Here is an 18,931-nt window from a genome sequence, read left to right as displayed (position 1 = left end):
TTTAACCGGAGCAGGTATTATAGCGGGTGCTATCTTGGCGCGTCATCTGTTGGAAACTGCCAGAGGTGCAGGCTGCCCAGGTTGTGATCAGGTTTGTAACGGTGGTAAAGGAGCCAGATCGGGAAGATAATACAACCTGTAGCCTTTACAGTCTGAAGGGGACCTCAGCAGGGAAGCCTGAAATCCCAGCCTTCTCTGCTGAGGAAATTAACCCCATATTTTAACAGGAACAAATGAGAAGAATTATCAATTAGGCAAAGGGGGACATAGCTTTGTCTATTTTAATCGTTGGCGGTGACCGTTTGGGGAACATCCCTGATAACCTTAAAAGCCTGGGTTTCACTGAAATCGAACACTTAAGCGGGCGTAAAATTGGCCATATAGCTGTAGATTTGCCCCACGAGATTGATGTCGTGCTGGTGTTTACTGACTATGTCAATCATGGGCTGGCCGCAAAGATCAAAAAGGATGCCCGGAAAAAGGGGGTTAGAACTATTTTTGCTCGGCGCTCTTGGGCCTATATAGCTAAAGCCTGGCAGGGCTTTATAAACGGCTAAAATAGCGGCGACGGGGGGAACCGGGATGCTTTCTTGGATATGCGGGCGTGAACTGTATGGAATCTACCATGACATTATTGAATGTTTAACGGCCGCCCTGGAAGTCAAGAATCCTTATTGTAAAGCCCATTCAGTGCGCGTGGCCGATATGTCCTTGGACCTTGCTAGGAGAATTGGGATTAAAGGCGCAGAACTCGAGAATATACATATGGCCGCCCATTTGCATGATATCGGGAAAATTGGCGTCCCGGAGCAGATTTTACGCAAACCGGGCCGCCTTTTACCTCACGAATGGGCAGTTATCCAACGCCACCCGGAAATAGGTTTTAACATTTTGACCAAATCGCGGCGATTGAGCTCGATAGCTCGATTGGTCCTGTACCATCACGAACGCTGGGACGGTAAGGGTTATCCGGCTGGTTTAAAAGGCGAGGCTATTCCTTTAGGTTCACGGATTATTGCCTTATGCGATGCCATCGACGCCATGACCTCAGAAAGACCTTACCGCCCGGCATTTACCTGGCACCACTGCTGGGAAGAAGTTGTGGCCAACAAAGCCATCCAGTTCGATGCGGTGCTGGTGGAAGCGGCGGAGGCATTGTGGCCCATGTGGGAGGAAAAGTGGTCAGCGGAAAAGGCGGGGTAAGTGAGAACATTTGGCAGAGCAAGGGCTGCGGTTTTCTGATGCGGCTGGATGATACTGGGTAGGGGTGATGGAGCGTTCCCCGTTAGTGTAAAATTACAGTAGGCAGGAGGAAAAAGGAGCAAAAAAGAGAAAAGAGACCTCACAAGAAGAAAAACACCGTAAAAGGAGTGAGGTCTCTTTATGGTAAACGGTAATACCAGTACCGCTACCATCTTTAGTTTATTAGATGGTATCGAGAATTTCAACACTCTAGAAGAAGTTATCCTGCAAATAGCCAGGCGATTATTGGTAGCCGTACTGGAAGCCCTGGATGATGCCCTTATGCCAGCAAAACCCAAGAGATATAGGATAGCTGGCTTCCGCTACCGCACAATCACCTGCCTGTACGGGGATATAACCTTTAAGCGCCGACTATATGTCAAAGCGACGCGCAAAAAGAAAAGAGGCGAGGGAAGGTTTCTGTTAGACGAAGCCCTGAACTTACGCCAAGGAAAGCGCCTGACAGGAAGACTGCTCAAATTAGCCGTATCGCTGGCAACCCGGTTACCCTTCAGGCAGGCAGCGGAAATAATGGCCGAAGCAGGGATGGGCCAATTAAGCCATATGACCATCCATAGCGAAGTAAAACGAAATGGACTGGAACAAAAAGGACTGCAAGAAGCCCTGCGCAACAAGCTATTCGTGAGCGGGGAAGAGCCCCAAGGCAAAAAGAAAAAAGTACCGGCACTATTTATCGAAGCCGATGGCATAATGATTCCCCTGCAAAGGAGCAAGCAAGAGCGGATAGAAGTAAAAGTAGGAATAGTATACGAAGGGTGGATAGAAAAAGGGAATGCCCGGCATCTCAAGAACCCGCGGGTAGTAATGGGCATCTATGAAGATGGAGAACAATTTTGGGAAGCCCTCACCACGGAAATAGCCAGGTACTACGAGATAGACGAAAAAACAATATATGTGGTCAATGGCGACGGAGCCAGCTGGATCCAGAAGACAGCCAAAGAACAGTTACCAGGAGCCATTGTACAATTGGACCGCTACCACCTCCACCGGGATATAAGGCAGGCTTATGGGAACGAAACAGCGCGAGGATTAATGGAGATTTTAGCCAAAGGTCAAGAGCAGGTCTTTTTGGACACCATGGAAGCACTCATAGAAGAAGCACCGAACCGCAAAAACAAGCAACAACGCCAAAAAGTATATGACTACTGTCAAAGATATCGCGATAACCTGTTAGATTACCGCTTGCGGTTACCACGACAACTGGAAGGGCTAAAGTTATACGGGATGGGCGTAGCCGAAACAACAGTAGACAAAAAAATAGCCATTCGCATGAAAAAGAGGGGAATGAGCTGGAGCGAAGCAGGAGCAACGGCCATGGTAGCATTACTTATGCTCAAAGCCAATGGAGAATTAGCCGCATGGCTAGAAAAGAAGATGCCACAAGTAGAAAAGAATCCCGTTAAAGTAATAAAAGAAAAGAAGATAGTTAAAGAAGACGTAGAAGCATGGTTAAGGAAGAGAGTACCAGCCCTTGTTGGCCCTGAGGCGGGAACAGATTGGGTTAAATATACCTTGAGGCAACTAACAAGAATTAGTGGAGCTATATTCTAACCCCTTTTCCGGCTTAATTAGAGCAGGCAGTAATTCGCGAAGCCTGTCAAGGTCGCCGTAGGCGGCCGCAGGCTTTAACCTTGACAGGCGCAGAGAATTACTGCACAATACTCCGGAGCCGGAAAAGGTGTTGGATATATATGGGATTTTTATGTGAGGTCTCTTTTTGCCTACTACATCTTGACACGTACACGTTCCCCTTTTCCATTTTCAAAGCCTGCTGGTCGTGATATAATACATTAGGGTAAGGGTATGGTTCATAGATATTTGGCGGTGCAAGAGGGAGCTTTAAGGTTAGGGAATTGCCGGCCAAGAGGTGATGGAAAAAGGGGGGGCTTAGTTGCTGATGGATGAGACACGTGAAGAGATAATAAAACGTTTGCACATTGTCCAGGGGCATGTGGCCGGCCTGGTGCGCATGGTAGAGAGGGGGGAATCTTGTCCCACCGTCTTGCACCAACTCGCGGCCATTCGCTCAGCTGTGTATAAAATTACGGAGATGGTACTAGTAATTTACGCGGATGATTGTCTGGATAAGCTTTCTCAAGAAAAAGAAGGCACCGGTTCTAGCGCCCAGGAACTGGTAAAACTTTTATGCCAGTTTTTAAAATAGATCCGTGTTTGCAAAGATCTTTTAGACAGGGAAGAAAGGGGAAGGCCTGAGAGGGATATCAGGTCTTTTTATTTTTTAGATATAAAGAACACTTGACAATAACTTGGGATAGCCGTTAGAATGGGAATTAGATAACACCCCTCCCCCGGGGGTGGGGGGCGTTGCTTACCAAGAGAGAGTCCTTTTTAAGCTATCTTTTTTAAGCTATCTTAAGTTCAAAACCCACAAAACAGAGGAAGGGGTTTAGCATCCTAAGTTCTAAAACCCACAAATTACATGGAAAGGGGCGGCAGGTTTGAAGCAAACAGATGTATTGGTTATCGGTGGGAGTGCAGCGGGTCTTACGGCAGCCATTACGGCCAAAAGGTATTTTAAGGACAAGAAGGTTACCGTGGTACGGAAAGAAGAAAAGGTTTTGGTGCCCTGCGGTATTCCTTACATTTTTGGAACCGTGGGAAGCCCTGATAAAAACCTCATCCCGGACGCCATGGTGATTAACAGCGGCATTGACTTGATAGTCGATGAAGTTACCGGTATAGACCATCAAAAAAAGGCGGTTTCTACATCAAATTCTGGCGATATCACCTATGACAAACTGGTCCTGGCGACAGGTTCATCTCCTATCGTCCCCCCGATAAAGGGTGCCGACCTGGAGGGCGTTTTCGTAGTCAAAAAAGACGTGGCCTATCTTGAACAGCTAAAAAAGGCCCTGGACAAAGCAAAAAATTTGGTTATCGTCGGCGGCGGCTTTATTGGAGTTGAGTTTGCTGATGAGTGCAGGAAGGGGCGAGAATTGAATATTACTATTGTCGAGCTTTTGCCCCATTGCCTGGCCCTGGCATTTGATGATGAGATTTGCTCCCTGGCAGAGGAAAAGCTGCGTTCTCAGGGGATAAACATTATCACCGGGACTAAAGTAGAAGAATTTCTGGGTGAAGGTAAAGTAGAGCAAGTTAGACTTGAAAGCGGCCGGAGCCTGCCTGCCGACGCAGTTATCTTTAGTATCGGCGTGGTGCCTAATATTGAACTGGCCCAAAATGCTGGGCTGAAAGTTGATAAACGCTTTGGTATCTGGGTTGACGATTATATGCGCACCAGTGACGCCAGTATCTTCGCCATTGGCGATTGCGCCGAAAAAAGCTCGTTTTTCGGTCACGGGCCGTCTATGATTAAATTGGCTTCCGTAGCCACCCATGAAGCCCGGGTGGCTGGAGCCAACCTGTTTGGCCTCAGGCGGGCCAGGGGGGCGGCTGTAGGGGTGTTTTCGACAATTGTGGGCGACCTGGCCCTAGGGTCGGTAGGCCTGACGGAAAGGGCGGCCCGGGAAGCAGGTATAGAGGTCGTTACAGGCAACGCGAAGGCGCCTGACCGGCACCCGGGGAGTATGCCGGGGGCAAGGGAGATGGGTGTAAAATTGATCTTCACTAAAGATACGGGGATTCTTGTAGGCGGACAGGCTTATGGCGGTACTGCGGTGGGCGAACTGACCAACCTGCTGGCGGCTGCCGTGCAGCACAAGATGCGGGCCGACGAACTGGAAACCATGCAGGTCGGGACCCACCCGGCCCTTACCGCTTCGCCTATTGCCTATCAGGTAACCAATGCCGCCGAGGATGCCGTGCTAAAGTTAAGGAGCTAATTCCAGCCTATCAAACTCTCCTTCAGGGAGCACGATTTTTCAGGGATACAATTTTTTCTGGTAGCCCCCTTTTTTGGCAGGGGGCTTTTTTGCAACACAATATTGACGTATGTTCTTTATAGATTTATACTGGAAGCAGGTAGGGAGATATAGCAAAGTTATATGCCATCCTGAATTGAGAATGTGATCCGGGAAGGAAGTGGGAAGTTGTATAAATGGAAAGTTAATTATTTTGTCGATTTAGCCCTTTTCCTGAGTGCCCTGGGGGTAGCCCTTTCTGGTTTTATTCCGTGGCTGATTCTGCCGGCAGGGAGATATGGCCGTCAAGCTTTTGCTCCCACTTTTATTTTTAGCCGCCAGGAATGGGGAGCGATACACCGCTGGCTGGCGATAGTGACGGTGGTCCTGGTTTTAGTCCATCTTTACTTGCATTGGGACTGGATTGCAGGTATGACCAGGCGTGTTTTCGGCGGCAGGGATAAGTTGCGCTAATGCAAAAAAGGGGTAGAGGGAAAATGAGTTATGTTTTTGGCCCTGTCCCGTCGCGACGGCTGGGGTGGTCCCTGGGTATCGACCTTGTTCCCTTTAAAACCTGCAGCTATGATTGCATTTACTGCCAGTTGGGCCGAACCACATTACATACCGTCCAGCGCAAGGAATATGTACCGGTAGCGGCTGTGCTACAGGAAATAGAGACAAAACTTAAAGGAAATCCCCGGCCGGACTATGTAACAGTTTCTGGCTCCGGTGAGCCCACCCTTAATGCAGGGCTCGGCCGGGTAATCCGGGGTTTAAAAAAATTAACGTCCATACCGGTGGCCGTGCTAACCAATGGATCACTCCTGCATGATCAGAATATACGGGAAGAGTTAGCGACGGCAGATGTGGTGATACCTTCCCTCGATGCGGCTACAGTTCCGGTATTTGAGCGGGTCAACCGACCCTGCGATCAGATTAGTTTAGAGCAGGTTATCAAAGGGTTGCAAGATTTCGCAGACATGTTCAGGGGCCGCCTTTGGATAGAAGTGATGCTGGTCCGCGGGCTCAATGATGGGGAAGAAGAGATTGCTGCCCTCGCTGCCGTTTTAAAAGATCTGCCGGCAGAGAAGATCCAGCTTAATACCGTTAGTCGCCCCCCGGCGGAGGCATTTGCCAGGCCCCTGGAACGGGAGCAAATGGAAAGAATAGCTGCCCGGCTGGGTAATAGGACAGAGATTATTGGCCATTTTGCCGGCAAGGTGTACGGGGACGGGAGCCAGCAGGATATCGAAAGGGAGATTGTGACCCTTTTGGGGCGGCGCCCCTGTACCTTGACGGAAATTGCTTTTTTAACCGGCTTACATCAGGCGGAGGTTACAAAATATATTGGCCGGTTGGTAGAAGCTGGCCTTATCCAAGTGGTTTACAAGGAAGAGGTTTATTATAGGGTTCGACAGTAAAGATGGCAACTGTTAGAACGTGTTTATGAGATGATGCGCTGGTTCCCGGCCGCCTGTCCATAGACCAGAAGCGGTGGAGGAGGGAGACGTAGAAGCGCTGTTGCAGGCGTTTGGAAGGAAATGGGACGCTGCTGGAAAAACTGAGGAGCCCCCCATGGGGGCTGGCGCCCCCTCCACGACACATGAAATAGGTGATAGTATAAGTTAAAACACTGCCATGAAAAGGATCGATTTCGCTCTGGTGCCGGACAAGGAGCCCGAGGAGGAGTCTGATCCAGACACCTTTAGGAACCACGAACTGTAAAGCAGGCCTCAACAAGGTAAAGTACCCGCCTTGGAAGGCTGAGCACGTGGAGGAGATTCTTAGACCATGGAGGTGTCTCTTGGCAGTAGTTAAATAAAAAATAAAAAAGAAAGAGGGGAAAGCAAGAAACCACGAAATGGAAGTAGTGTATGAACGCTGCTGTGGGCTAGATGTCCACAAGAAAAAGGTAGTGGCGTGTCTGATCACGCCAGGAGAAAAACAACTAAAACAAGAAATAAGAACCTTTGGCACCATGACCGAAGACTTAGAAGGGTTACGGGGATGGCTTTTAGAAAACGGAGTTACTGCCGTAGCCATGGAAAGCACCGGAGTATATTGGAAACCGATATACAACATTTTAGAAGGCCAAATACCAGAATTAATATTGATCAACCCCGAACACTTTAAAGCCTTAAAGGGGAAGAAAACCGACTGCAAAGACGCGGTGTGGCTAGCCGAACTTTTAAGGCATGGCCTGCTAGCAGGAAGCTTTATCCCGCCGAAAGAAATAAGGGAATTAAGGGAGTTAACCAGGTATAGGGCGGCTTTGGTAGCAGAACACAGCCGCGAGGTGCAAAGGGTCCAAAAGCAGCTAGAAAACAGCAATATCAAATTAAGTTCAGTAGCCACAGATATCATGGGCGTATCAGGGCGAGAGATACTAAAAGCGATGCTTAACGGGAACGAAGATCCAAAAGAACTAGCGCAAATGGCCAGGGGGAAATTACGCAAGAAGATACCAGAACTAGAAAAAGCCCTGGAGGGGAAAATAGAAGAACATACCCGGCTATTGTTGAAACAACAACTAGAGCACCTGGAGTTTTTAGAGCAACAAATCGAAGAACTAAATGCCGAAATCGAAAAAAGGATGGAGCCTTTTTTCGAAGAAGCGGGGAGACTAGCTGAAGTAAACGGCATAAAAAAAGAAGCAGCCCAGGATATAATTGCCGAAATAGGCGTCGACATGACCCCCTTTCCTGATGCTGACCATTTAGCCTCATGGGCAGGGGTCTGTCCCGGTAACAACGAAAGTGCCGGTAAACGAAAGAGTGGGAAAACCCGTAAAGGAAATCAACACTTAAGAGCAATATTAGTCCAATGTTCCTGGGCCGCAATACGAACAAAAGACAGCTATCTCTCCGCGAAATATCGTCGATTAGCGCCACGACTAGGCAAGAAAAAAGCCCTGCTAGCCATCGCCCATAGTCTGATAAAAATTATCTACCATCTCCTAAAAGATAAAGCCCATTACCAGGATCCAGGACCAAACTACTATACCAAAGAAGAACGAGAACGCCGAATAAGGCGGTTAGTAAAGCAAATAGAAGCCCAAGGTTACACAGTAACTCTAGAAGAAAAGCCTTCTGTTGCCTAGTTTTAAAAAAAGCCAAAGGAAAGATAAATGCTAGGTGCAAGCATGCAATGGTAAAAAGACACATTTTAGTATAGCTATACCGCCAGAGTAAAGTTTATACAGCAATAACGCACACTAATTATTTCCACTAAAGTGAAATATGGGCTGAACTGTAAGCCTTAGTGATTTCGGAGGAGGCGAGGTGTGTCATGTGGCGAAATACCAGGTTTCTGACTACGACCGCCATGCTTTTGGCGCTGACGGTCGCCGTCCAGATGGTCGGGCTGCCGCAGCCGGTGACAGGCCCGCTGGTAAACGCGATGCTGTTTTTAGCGACTTTTACTGTAGGTATAGGGGGCGGGGTCGTCATAGGCGCCCTGACGCCGTGGATCGCCCTCATGCGGGGCATCGTGCCCCCGCTCGCCCAGCCCATAACGCCGTTCATAATGGCAGCCAACGCTACGCTGGTGATAGTCTTCGGCCTGCTGGTAAGATTTAACCCCTGGGTCGGCGTCATTGCAGCCGCGGTATGCAAGTATGGGGTCTTCGTGTTAGCGCTGAAATTCATTCTGGTCTTGCCCCCCAAGCTGGCGCAGGCTTTCCAGATTCCCCAATTGCTCACGGCCCTGGCAGGAGGGGTTATAGCGGTTATAGTGTATAAAGCCTTGCCAGAGATGGGGAAGAACCGTTAAATCTTTGGACGGCTCATTAAATTGCAAGGGGTTCTTTTCATGTTTAACGTCCTCATCACCGGCCTCACTAGCCTGCTAACTGATATTTCCACGGAGATGGTTTATCCTCTGTTACCCCTTTACCTGACCACGGCCCTGGGGGCCAGCCCTGCTATCGTCGGTGTTATTGAAGGATTGGCCGAAAGCCTGGCCAGCCTCCTCAAGGTTTTTTCCGGTGCTATTTCCGATCGTCTGGGACGCAGAAAACCCCTGGCTATCGGCGGCTACGGCATTTCGGCCCTGGGTAAGGTCTTTCTCGTCCTGGCGACCTCCTGGGGCTGGGTGCTGGCCGGCCGTTTGGCCGACCGCTTTGGCAAAGGGGTGCGCACTGCTCCCAGAGATGCCATTATCGCTGAAGCTGCCGCGGTGGGGCAGCGCGGGGCCGCCTTTGGCTTGCACCGGCTCATGGATACCCTAGGGGCCAGCCTGGGGGTGGTGCTGGCTTATTATTTCTTAACAGGTTACCGGGGAGATTACCGGGCGGTTTTCCTGTACTCCCTTATCCCCGCTGTTTTAGGGGTTGCTGTCCTGTTCCTGGTGCGGGAAAGGGGCTCCGCCGGGCTCCAGGCAAAGAAAATATCCTTTAACTGGCGGGTCCTTGACCCGCGCTTACGATCCCTCCTGGTGGTTGTTTTCCTCTTTACCCTGGGTAACTCCTCTAACCAATTTTTGCTGTTGCGGGCCGAGAATCTGGGATTTGCCCCGGAAACGGTCATACTCTTATACCTCGTTTATAACCTCGTCTACAGCCTGGTTTCTTACCCCGCCGGTCGCCTGTCGGACCGCATCGGCCGGCGGACGTTGCTGGTCCTCGGTTACCTGGCTTATGGCCTGGTATATCTAAGTTTTGCGGTGGCCAAAAACCCGTCGGCTATGTGGTGGCTCTTTCCCATATACGGCCTCTATATCGGTTTTACCGAAGGTGTAGAAAAGGCCCTGGTGGCGGATATCGCGCCTCCGGAGCAGAAGGCTACCCTTATCGGCCTCCACGCCACCATTGTGGGCATAGGCCTCCTGCCGGCTTCCACCCTGGCCGGCTTTTTGTGGGATACCTTCGGTCCCCAGGCGCCCTTCTACTTCGGAGGCGTAGCAGGTATGCTAGCTTCCCTGGGCATGTGGTGGATCCTGCGACCGGGTATAACGGACTATCAACACAATTAAGGAGGCTTTTTAAAAAAATGCGCTGTGATCAATGTGGAGTTTATGCCTGTAGGACTGGGGAACTGCAGCGGTTACCGGCTAATTGTCCCATGCAGGAGAACGACACCATTTACCAGGAAGCCAGGGCTGAATACCAAAAGCCGGAGATAAATAATATTGCCTTGAACGCCGCTCGAACAGAGGCTGCCGGCTATGGCGTCTGGACACGGTTGGAAGAAATCATGGAGTTTTCCCGGCGGGCAGGTTTTCGTAAGTTAGGTTTGGCTTTTTGTGCGGGCGTAAGAGAAGAGACCAAACGTATTGCAGCCGTTTTGCAAAGTAACGGCTTTGAGGTCTACTCGCTTATCTGCAAAACAGGGTCGCTGCCTAAAGAAGAATTGGGTATTACCAACGAAGAAAAAGTGCGCCCCGGTTCTTATGAACCCATGTGCAATCCCATAGGTCAGGCTAAGCTTTTAAATGCGGCCGGGACCGATTTGAACGTGATTGTCTGCCTGTGTGTAGGGCACGATACCTTATTTATCAAGTACTCCAAGGCTCCGGTGACGGTTTTAGCGGCTAAAGATCGTGTTTTAGCGCATAATCCTTTGGGTGCGGTCTATGCAAGCCACTATTTTCAAAAGAAATTAAGCAGTCATCGCTTGTAATATTTTTATGGCCCTTATCACTGGCAACCGTTTCTCCGGTAGTGGTCGCGGTTATAGTGGCGTGCTGGGCGCTTTATCTGGATGGCTCTGGGAGGCGCTATTTTTAAACTGGCAGCGCATACAGTAAATATTCAGGTCGCCTATAAACGACCCTTTAAAATCTACGAACCTTAGAACCCTGCTAATTTTTAATTTGTAAAGGTGAGGTAGAGGGTATGTCGACAGGCAAAGTTATCGGTGTTAATCTTAGCGCGCGGAGAGGAGCGAAGAAAATTAACGTTGGGTCAGGCTACTTGCTTGCTGATTACGGTTTGCAAGGGGACGCCCATGCGGGAACAAGCCGGCAGGTGAGCATTTTTATGGGTGAAAGGGCCGAAGAATTGGCCGGGGCCTTAGGCCTTCCCTTTCAACCGGGTGATTTTGCCGAAAACATTACCGTTCAAGGCATTAATTTGGAAGGGATTAAAGTTGGGCGCAGGATTTTGGTGGGAGAAGCGATTGTTGAAGTCACACAAATTGGGAAAAAGGACGATGAATCGTCATCTTTCTCGTTTCTAGAGCCGGCTCCTTTAAAGACCGAAGGTATTTATTGCCGGGTGGCAAAAAGCGGCTGGGTAAAAACAGGTGACTGGGTGACCATAATTACGTAAACTTAAAACGAAGGGAGAATAAATATGCCAGGCGGTTGGAGTGCAGGAATGGGGAGCGGATGGGGAAGGGGTACAGGTGGCGGCAGAGGGAGAAGAATGGGAGGAGGCAGGGGTAGGGGCCAAGGCATCTCACCAACAGGCGGGAAGGGCCAGAGCTCTTGGGCCGGAAATTGCGTTTGTCCTCAGTGTGGCCTGCAGGTGCCGCACCAATTGGGGAAGCCCTGTACTGACACAATCTGCCCCCAATGTGGGGCAAGAATGATTAAGGGGAATTGAAGGAGTATAATTTTCCCGGTAGCCCCCTTGTGTGGCAAGGGGGCTTTTTTGCAACACAATATTGACGTATGTTCTTTATAGATTTATACTAGAAGCAGCCGGAGGTGAATAGTAAATGCCGGAATTTGAATTCAAATGCAGCGAGTGCGGGGCAATAAGTACTTTTAACAAGCGGGAGGACGCTAATAGCTGCCCTAACTGCGGCAGCACGAGATTAGTAAGGATATTCTCGGCGCCGCATATAGTAAAAGGCCGTTCGGGGGCTGGCGGGAAAACGCTGTGCTGCGGGAGGGATTCCCGGCCGGATAGCTGCCCGCCCGGCGGTTGCTGCCGCGCTTAAAAAACCCTTATGTTTGTACCCCGGGTAGGAAATGGCTACTGCCTGCCGGGGTAAAAGTTTAATGGGGAAAATACCTGCGGGAGGGGAAATAAGTATGGCTGGAACCGTTGAAATCATCAGCCTGGTAGACAATACGGTCACCGCTAGGGGCTTGATAGCCGAGCATGGCCTGGCTTTCCTGGTACGAACCGGGGAAAGGACCATCCTTTTCGATACCGGGGCCGGGGGTGCCGTTGTCCAGAACATGTTGAGCCTGGGCCTCGATCCCCGGGAAATTACAGCTATTGCCTTAAGCCACGGTCATGACGACCATACCGGTGGCCTGAAAAAGATCTGTGAGATTACCGGACCCCTTCCCGTATACGCCCACCCCGATGTCTTCACGGCCAAATACCGCCTCCGGGAAGGAGAGGAAGCCAGGTATATTGGTATCCCCTGGTCGCGGGCAGAATTAGAAACAAGCGGGGCGGTTTTCCACCTCTCCCGGCAGCCGGTCGAGTTGACCGGAGGAGTTATTTTGACCGGTGAAGTCCGTCGCCGGCAGGCTTTTGAAGCCTTGAGCCGGGAATTTCGCCTCCTTGCCGGTGGCGAGTACCTCCAGGACAGCCTCTGGGACGACCAGTCTTTAATTATTACTACGAGAGAAGGGCCTGTGGTGCTCCTGGGCTGCGCCCACTCCGGGCTAATCAGCACCCTGGAGCACGTCCTGGACCTTACCGGTGCCGGCCGCATCTTCGCCGTCATCGGCGGCACCCACTTGAAGGACGCCGGCCCGGAACGGCTGGAGGAGACAATCAAGGCCCTGCCGCGTTTTGGTCTCCAGTACTTAGTAGCCTGCCACTGCACCGGTTTTCGGGCCAGCGCCAGCCTCTACCAGGCCCTGGGAGATAAATTTATTTACAATGAAGCAGGACGTACCTTCAGGTTTGCCCGTTAAGGCAATACTGACTTGTGAGGCTCATTTAAACACAAAAGAAAGCAGTATGATAGCTGATGCCATGGCCAAATCTCAAAACTTTTTTCCAAAGACTTTTCCCATCAAAACGGAAAATACCGGTCCTCCAACTGGAGGTCACCAGCCGCTGCCAGCTGGAATGTTCTTTTTGTCCCCACACTCTTTTGCAAGACGGCTGGTATGATACTGACATCCGGTGGGATGTTTTTGAACGCTATATTGTACCCTACTTGCGCCAGGTGGGGCTAATCTACTTCCAGGGCTGGGGCGAACCCCTGCTGCACCCGCGGCTTTTTGACATGTTGCAGCTGGCCAAGGAACAAGGCTGCCGGGTAGGCTTTACCACCAATGGCGTCCTCCTGGGACCCGCTGTTTTGGAGCGGCTGGTGGAAATACAAAGTGACATCCTGGGCCTTTCCGTAGCCGGCGGCAACCAGGTTACCCATGCTATGTTACGTTCCGGCTCCAATCTCAAGCGATTGCTCACTAATATTAGCCGCCTGGCGGATATCAAACAAAAGCAAGGTAGCCCTTTGCCCAAAATTATCTGTTCTTATCTGATGACCAGGAGAAATTTACATGAACTGCCGGCTTTCGTGGAACTGGCTGCCGGCGCCGGGGCCGATGAAGTGGTGGCCACCAACCTGGATTTCACCCTTTCCCCGGAGATGGAAGAGTTAAGGGCCTTTGCCTGCCCGGGAGAAGTAATTCCTGAAGACTATCTTCTTGCCGTCCAGGAGGCTGAAGAACAGGCCGGACGTCTGGGTCTTTCTTTAAGAGTTTATCCCCTGCAGTTTAATCCTGACGTCATGGTCTGCGATGCCTGGCCCTTAAAACACATTTTCATTAATAGCCACGGCGAGGTAGCCCCTTGTGTTTACCTGGGACTGCCTTATAAAGGTGTGGTACCCCGTTACTTTTGCCGCCAGGAAGCGCCCTTTACACCTCTTAATTATGGTAAAATTACCGAAGGCCTGACCAGGGTGACTAACAATAAAGCCGCCCGGGAATTTAAACAGCCCTTTCGTTACCGCCTGGACCTGACTAAACCTTTTCTCCTGGATAACCCGGAAGTACCCCTGCCGCCCCTGCCCTGCACTAACTGCTATAAACTCTTTGGTTTGTAGCATTACCTTCAAGGAGGCGAATGCATGAGCCTTATTGATGCTATTATTGCCGGCCTATCGGGCGATGAGGTTGTAAAGGAAGTACGAGTTGGTCCTTTTTGGACCGGCGTGTGGAGCCGTTACTGCGGCCTGGCCTCGACAACTTTTAATCATGAACATGAAAACTGTTTTCCCGTAGGCGAAGCAGGCTCTTTGACAGGTAGAAGCGCCCGCGAGCTCTGCCGCTATGCTACCTCGGCAAGTCTCCTGGAAGCCACTATTGGGCTAGCTGCGATCAACTCTTTGTTAGAGGTGGATATAGAGCAATGCCAAGATATTAATGCCGGAGAATTACTGATAGAAAGGGGGGCGGGGAAGCGGGTTGCCGTGGTGGGGCATTTTCCTTTCGTTCCACGACTACGGCGGGTAGCAAAAGAACTCTGGGTGCTAGAAAGAAGGCCCCAAAGCGGCGATCTCCCGGCTGATACAGCGGGGATCGTTATTCCAAGGGCCGACGTGGTGGCCATAACCGGCACCGCCCTTATTAACGGCACTATGGAAAGTCTCCTGAAGCTCTGCCGGAAAGACAGCCTGGTAATGGTGCTTGGTCCGACTACACCCCTTACACCCTTGTGGTTTGACTACGGCGTGGACCTGATTTCCGGGACGCGGGTGCTGGAGCCGGAAGTGGTGCTCAGGTTTGTTTCTGAAGGCGTGGTATTCAAGCAGTTGCATGGGCGGGGCGTAAGGTTGCTCACCATGGCAAAAAAGAGGTGGAAATAGAAAATGAGGACCCCAGAATGCCGGCTCGAAGGGTGGGCGGGCGCCACCCCGAAGACAGGGCAAAAATATGGAGAGCATGGGTTGGCATCCGGCGCCTAGCACGGATTGGCACCTTCTTCCTTAACTGCTAGCCGGTAGCCGACACCCGGTTCGGTGATAATATAGCGGGGGTTAGCCGGGTCGGGTTCAATTTTACGGCGAAGCTGGCCTATATAAACGCGCAGGTAATGGGTTTCTTCTTCGTATTCCGGGCCCCAGATGGTACGCAGGAGATGGTGGTGAGTCAATACCCGCCCGGCATGGAGGGCTAAATTTTTCAGAATCTCATATTCTATGGGCGTCAGCTTTACCTCGCGCCCCTTCATTTTTACCAGGCGGTGGGCCAGGTCAATGGTGAGTTCGCCAAGGGAAAGTACGGGTTCATCGGTGGTTTTAGCTGCGTGCCGCCACGCTACTCGCATCCGGGCCAGGAGTTCCCCCATGCTGAACGGTTTAGTGACATAATCATCTGCGCCGGCATCCAAAGCTTTAATTTTTTCACTCTCTTGTTCACGCACGGAAAGAATGATGATAGGGGCCTGGGACCATTCCCGCAAGCGTTTGATTACCTCCAAACCGTCCACGTCAGGCAAACCCAGGTCAAGAATAATTAAATCCGGGTGCAAGACGGCAGCCTGCTGGAGCCCCTCCTGCCCTGAAGAAGCTTCGGCAAGCTCGTAACCGTAAGCCGCCAGGGCTACCTTTAATAGACGCCGGATGGGAAGCTCATCGTCAATTATGAGGACGCGGGCGCCATTAGCGGTCACCCTCAACACCTCCTCTGGCAGAGGGGACACGGGTCGGGGGAGGTTCATTCAGCGGCAAGGAAAAGGTAAACACGCTCCCACCTCCGGCACGCGGTGCAGCCCAGATTTTACCGCCATGGGCGTCGATAATCCCCTTGCAGATGGAAAGTCCCAACCCGGTGCCGCTGACGTGGCGGGGAGAATGCAGGCGATAAAACTTATCGAAAACCCGCTCCAGGTCCCCTGGAGGAATGCCGGTACCCCGGTCGGCGATGGCCACCTGCAATTCTTGTTCTTCCTGGCGTACGGTAATGGCGATTTCACTGCCGGGTGGAGAATACTTAACGGCATTATCCAGCAGGTTGACCAAGACCTGCTCAATGAGGGAAAAATCCATCTTCACCAGGGGAATTCCGGAAGGAATTTCAACCTTCAAGGGGCGATTTTGCAAGGTTTCTCGCATCTGGCGCAACACCACGCCGATAATATCTTCAACGTCGCACCATTCCTGGTTTAATTGCAGCATGCCGCTTTCCAGGCGGGCCATGTTAAGTAAATTACCGACCAAACGGTTCATGCGCGCCGCACCCTCTTTTATAGTCTGGAGGAGGGCCTGTCGGGCCTCCGTTTGGTAGACCTCCCCGCCTTCTAGGAGGCTGGTAACCGCTGCCGTAATGGAAGCCAGGGGTGTCCGCAGGTCATGGGAAATGGAATTAAACAAAGCCGTGCGTAATTTTTCTGATGCCGCCAGGCAGCGGGCCTGCTGGGCTTCGGCCGCCAGTTGCACGCGTAAGATAGCCAGGGCGGCAAGGCTGGCAAAAGCCTCTAGCAGCCGGCGCTGCTCCGGCGCCAGGTGGCGCTCAGGCTGGCTAACTTTTACTCCCAGGACACCCAAGCTTTTTTCTTCTGCCTTGAGGGGCAGGTACAGGCCCTCTGCGCCCGCCAGGGTATCGGTTCCCCTACCGGCAAGCTGGCCGTTGGCAAAAACCCACCCGGCTACAGCGTATTCATTGCTGTCCAGCCATTTCTCGGGTGGGGAAGGTGCTGTGGCCCTGGCCGCCAGCTTGCCTGTAGCGTCGGGCATGAAGATAACGGCTTCGCCGTTAATTGTTTCTGCTACCGCTTGAACTACGGTCTTTAATATGCCGTCGATATCAGTCTCCGCCGCTATTTTCCGGCTCAGGGCGTAGAGGGCGGCCGTCCTTGTTTCCCGGCGCCGGGCGTTTTCAGCTTGAGCTTTAAGCCGGGTAGCCATGGTACTGGTGATAACGGCAACTACCAGAAAGACCCCGAAGCTGAGCAAGTAGCGGAGATCAAAGATGGTAAAACTTAAGACTGGTGGTACAAAGAAAAAATCAAAGGCCAGGACACCCAGCACCGCCGCCAGGATTGAAGGTTTCCGGCCCCAGCGGGCGGCACTGAACAGTACCGGTAATAAATAAAGTAGAGCGATATTAGTTAAATCAAAAACCGGTTGTAAGGCTTTATTGAGGACGGTAACCAGCAGGACGGCTATCAGCATCCCGGCATAGGGCCAGGAAGAGGCCTGCGGGCGGTAACGCCATTTAGGTGCCCGGTGGCCTTCCCGGGGTCTGGGTTTTCCCGGAATGATATGCACGCTGATCCCTTGGCTGCCGCGAACAATTTTGTCCACCAGCGAGCCCTGCCACAACTCCTGCCAGCGGGGATGTAAAGGTTTACCGATGACAATCTGGGTAATGTTTTTGCGACAGGCCAATGCCAGCAATTCTTGGGCGACATCGTTGCCCGTCAAAGTAATTACTTCCGCTCCCAGTTCTTCAGCCAAGTGCAAATTTCGCGCCAGCTGGTCCCGCCGGCTTTCATCGGTAGGAAGGCCCTCGGGTGTTTCCACATAGACGGCCAGCCATTCTGCCTTGAGGCCGGCAGCCATGCGTTTGGCCGTGCGGATGACCTGGGCGGAAAAGGGGCTGGGGCTGATGCAGGCCATAACCCGTTCACCGGCCGGCCAGGGGCCGACAATGCCGTGCAGGCGCATATAGTGATCCAGTTGCCCTTCTACCCGCCGGGCTGTGTACCGCAAGGCTAGTTCCCGCAAGGCGTTGATATTTCCCGGCCGAAAAAATTTTTGCAGAGCCCGTTCGGCCTGATGCGGTACGTAGACCTTGCCTTCTTTAAGACGTTCGATTAGTTCTTCCGGAGGTACATCAATGAGCTGGATCTGGTCGGCTGCTTCCAGCAGTCGGTCGGGTACGGTTTCTCGCACCCGGACGCCGGTAATCTGGGCGACGATATCGTTGAGGCTTTCAAGGTGCTGGATGTTTAGGGTAGTATAAACATTGATGCCTGCGGCCAGTAATTCTTCTACATCCTGATAACGCCTGCTATGACGTGAGCCGGGGATGTTAGTATGGGCCAGCTCATCTACCAGGACCAACTGTGGCCTGCGTTTTAAAAGGGCGTCGAGGTCCATTTCCTGGAAAATCTTGCCTCGGTAGACCAGTTGTTTGGGTGGTATGGCCGGAAGGCCTTTAACCAGGGCTTCGGTTTCCGGGCGGCCATGAGTTTCCACCCAGCCGATGACCACGTCAATGCCATCGGCCAGGCGCTCGTGGGCAGCTTCCAGCATGGCATAGGTCTTGCCGACGCCGGCAGCGGCCCCGAGGAAAACGGTCAGCCGGCCGCGTTGTCCCGCCTTTATTTCTGCCAGCAGGTCGTCAGGATCGGGACGGGATATTTCTTTCTCCATCCGGTTCACCTCTTTCCATTTTACTTAAGGGGAGAGGTTATCGAGCTCCACGTTTAATTTTAACACATTTACCCGGGGTTCACCCCAAATGCCGAACTGCCGTCCGGTAATATTCCTGTCAACCAGGAGCCGGACCTTATCCTCGGGGAGATTTCTGGCCCGGGCAACGCGGGGTACTTGTAAATAGGCTGCCTGGGGGGTGATATCTGGATCTAAACCGCTGGCCGAGGCAGTTACCAGGTCGGATGGTACCGGTGTATCGGGCGACAGGTCATTTTCAGCCCTTATTGCAGCCAAGCGTTCTTTAACAGTTTTTAGCAGTTTTTTGTTTGTGGGCCCAAGATTGGAACCGCCGGAAGAGACGGCATCGTAACCGTCTTCTCCTGCTGCCGAGGGCCGACCGTGGAAATAGCGCGGGCCGGTGAATTTTTGGCCGATTAAGGCCGACCCTATCACCTGCCCGCCCTGTAAAACCAGGGAGCCGCTGGCCTGGTGGGGGAATAGCACCCGGGCCAGGCCGGTTGTAACCAGGGGATAGACGATGCCTGTCAGGGCCGTCATTATTATCAGCATTAAGAAAGCAGAAAGGACCTTTCTGGTCATGGG

General features: G+C 51.8%; 19 protein-coding genes. 16 read left to right on the top strand and 3 right to left on the bottom strand.

What is annotated here, in order from left to right; translation table 11 throughout:
* The first annotated feature begins 272 nt into the window (after positions 1–272).
* The 16 genes from MGLY_RS16690 (at position 273) to MGLY_RS16615 (ending at position 14,812) form a co-directional block, all read left to right on the top strand.
* Positions 273–557: a DUF2325 domain-containing protein gene (locus MGLY_RS16690; RefSeq protein ID WP_156275793.1), complete on the top strand. Its 285-nt coding sequence runs from the start codon at positions 273–275 to the stop codon at positions 555–557.
* A 25-nt stretch (positions 558–582) separates the two neighbouring features.
* A complete protein-coding gene (locus MGLY_RS16685) occupies positions 583–1,203 on the top strand; it encodes an HD-GYP domain-containing protein (protein ID WP_156275791.1) in 621 nt (206 codons plus the stop codon).
* 180 nt (positions 1,204–1,383) lie between these two features.
* The gene (locus MGLY_RS16680; RefSeq protein ID WP_156272057.1) at positions 1,384–2,814 is read left to right on the top strand and encodes an ISLre2 family transposase; all 1,431 of its coding nucleotides are present in this window, start codon (positions 1,384–1,386) and stop codon (positions 2,812–2,814) included.
* Between the two features lie 346 nt (positions 2,815–3,160).
* The gene (locus MGLY_RS16675; RefSeq protein WP_156275789.1) at positions 3,161–3,427 is read left to right on the top strand and encodes a metal-sensitive transcriptional regulator; all 267 of its coding nucleotides are present in this window, start codon (positions 3,161–3,163) and stop codon (positions 3,425–3,427) included.
* A 295-nt stretch (positions 3,428–3,722) separates the two neighbouring features.
* Entirely contained in the window at positions 3,723–5,066 is a 1,344-nt protein-coding gene (locus MGLY_RS16670; protein ID WP_156275787.1) for an NAD(P)/FAD-dependent oxidoreductase, read from the top strand.
* A 207-nt stretch (positions 5,067–5,273) separates the two neighbouring features.
* Positions 5,274–5,558, top strand: a complete 285-nt coding sequence (locus tag MGLY_RS16665) for a DUF4405 domain-containing protein (RefSeq protein ID WP_141262678.1) — start codon at positions 5,274–5,276, stop codon at positions 5,556–5,558.
* A 23-nt stretch (positions 5,559–5,581) separates the two neighbouring features.
* The gene (locus MGLY_RS16660; RefSeq protein ID WP_170291152.1) at positions 5,582–6,505 is read left to right on the top strand and encodes a radical SAM protein; all 924 of its coding nucleotides are present in this window, start codon (positions 5,582–5,584) and stop codon (positions 6,503–6,505) included.
* A 440-nt stretch (positions 6,506–6,945) separates the two neighbouring features.
* On the top strand, positions 6,946–8,184 hold the full coding sequence (locus MGLY_RS16655; RefSeq protein WP_156271235.1) for an IS110 family RNA-guided transposase: 1,239 nt from the start codon (positions 6,946–6,948) through the stop codon (positions 8,182–8,184).
* A gap of 188 nt (positions 8,185–8,372) precedes the next feature.
* Positions 8,373–8,855 carry an ECF transporter S component gene (locus MGLY_RS16650; RefSeq protein ID WP_156275783.1) on the top strand — a complete coding sequence of 161 codons (483 nt, stop codon included), beginning with the start codon at positions 8,373–8,375 and terminating at the stop codon, positions 8,853–8,855.
* Between the two features lie 39 nt (positions 8,856–8,894).
* Positions 8,895–10,055 (top strand): MFS transporter, encoded by a 1,161-nt coding sequence (locus MGLY_RS16645; protein ID WP_156276574.1) that lies wholly within the window; start codon positions 8,895–8,897, stop codon positions 10,053–10,055.
* Positions 10,056–10,072: 17 nt separating this feature from the next.
* Positions 10,073–10,702, top strand: coding sequence for a DUF1847 domain-containing protein (locus tag MGLY_RS16640; RefSeq protein ID WP_156275781.1), 630 nt, complete (start codon positions 10,073–10,075; stop codon positions 10,700–10,702).
* Positions 10,703–10,917: 215 nt separating this feature from the next.
* Positions 10,918–11,352: an MOSC domain-containing protein gene (locus tag MGLY_RS16635; protein WP_156275779.1), complete on the top strand. Its 435-nt coding sequence runs from the start codon at positions 10,918–10,920 to the stop codon at positions 11,350–11,352.
* Positions 11,353–11,743: 391 nt separating this feature from the next.
* Entirely contained in the window at positions 11,744–11,968 is a 225-nt protein-coding gene (locus MGLY_RS18930; protein ID WP_156275777.1) for an FmdB family zinc ribbon protein, read from the top strand.
* Between the two features lie 94 nt (positions 11,969–12,062).
* Positions 12,063–12,905, top strand: a complete 843-nt coding sequence (locus MGLY_RS16625; RefSeq protein ID WP_156275775.1) for an MBL fold metallo-hydrolase — start codon at positions 12,063–12,065, stop codon at positions 12,903–12,905.
* A gap of 56 nt (positions 12,906–12,961) precedes the next feature.
* Positions 12,962–14,050 carry a radical SAM protein gene (locus MGLY_RS16620; RefSeq protein ID WP_156275773.1) on the top strand — a complete coding sequence of 363 codons (1,089 nt, stop codon included), beginning with the start codon at positions 12,962–12,964 and terminating at the stop codon, positions 14,048–14,050.
* A 24-nt stretch (positions 14,051–14,074) separates the two neighbouring features.
* On the top strand, positions 14,075–14,812 hold the full coding sequence (locus MGLY_RS16615; protein WP_156275771.1) for a DUF364 domain-containing protein: 738 nt from the start codon (positions 14,075–14,077) through the stop codon (positions 14,810–14,812).
* Positions 14,813–14,907: 95 nt separating this feature from the next.
* Here the strand turns inward: MGLY_RS16615 and MGLY_RS16610 are convergent, their stop codons facing one another.
* Genes MGLY_RS16610 through kdpC form a run of 3 tightly spaced genes read right to left on the bottom strand, consistent with a single transcriptional unit; the run spans position 14,908 to position 18,928 of the window.
* On the bottom strand, positions 14,908–15,618 hold the full coding sequence (locus MGLY_RS16610) for a response regulator (RefSeq protein WP_246187370.1): 711 nt from the start codon (positions 15,616–15,618) through the stop codon (positions 14,908–14,910).
* Positions 15,608–18,325, bottom strand: a complete 2,718-nt coding sequence (locus tag MGLY_RS16605; RefSeq protein ID WP_156275767.1) for a sensor histidine kinase — start codon at positions 18,323–18,325, stop codon at positions 15,608–15,610. Before MGLY_RS16605 ends, MGLY_RS16610 begins: the two co-directional genes overlap by 11 nt.
* 24 nt (positions 18,326–18,349) lie before the next feature.
* Complete coding sequence (gene kdpC, locus MGLY_RS16600) at positions 18,350–18,928, bottom strand: potassium-transporting ATPase subunit KdpC (protein ID WP_156275765.1); 579 nt, start codon at positions 18,926–18,928, stop codon at positions 18,350–18,352.
* Between the last annotated feature and the right edge of the window lie 3 nt (positions 18,929–18,931).

The organism is Moorella glycerini (assembly GCF_009735625.1).
In the GTDB taxonomy this organism is placed as follows: domain Bacteria; phylum Bacillota; class DSM-521; order Neomoorellales; family Neomoorellaceae; genus Neomoorella; species Neomoorella glycerini.
This window is presented reverse-complemented; position numbering and strand designations above follow the sequence as displayed.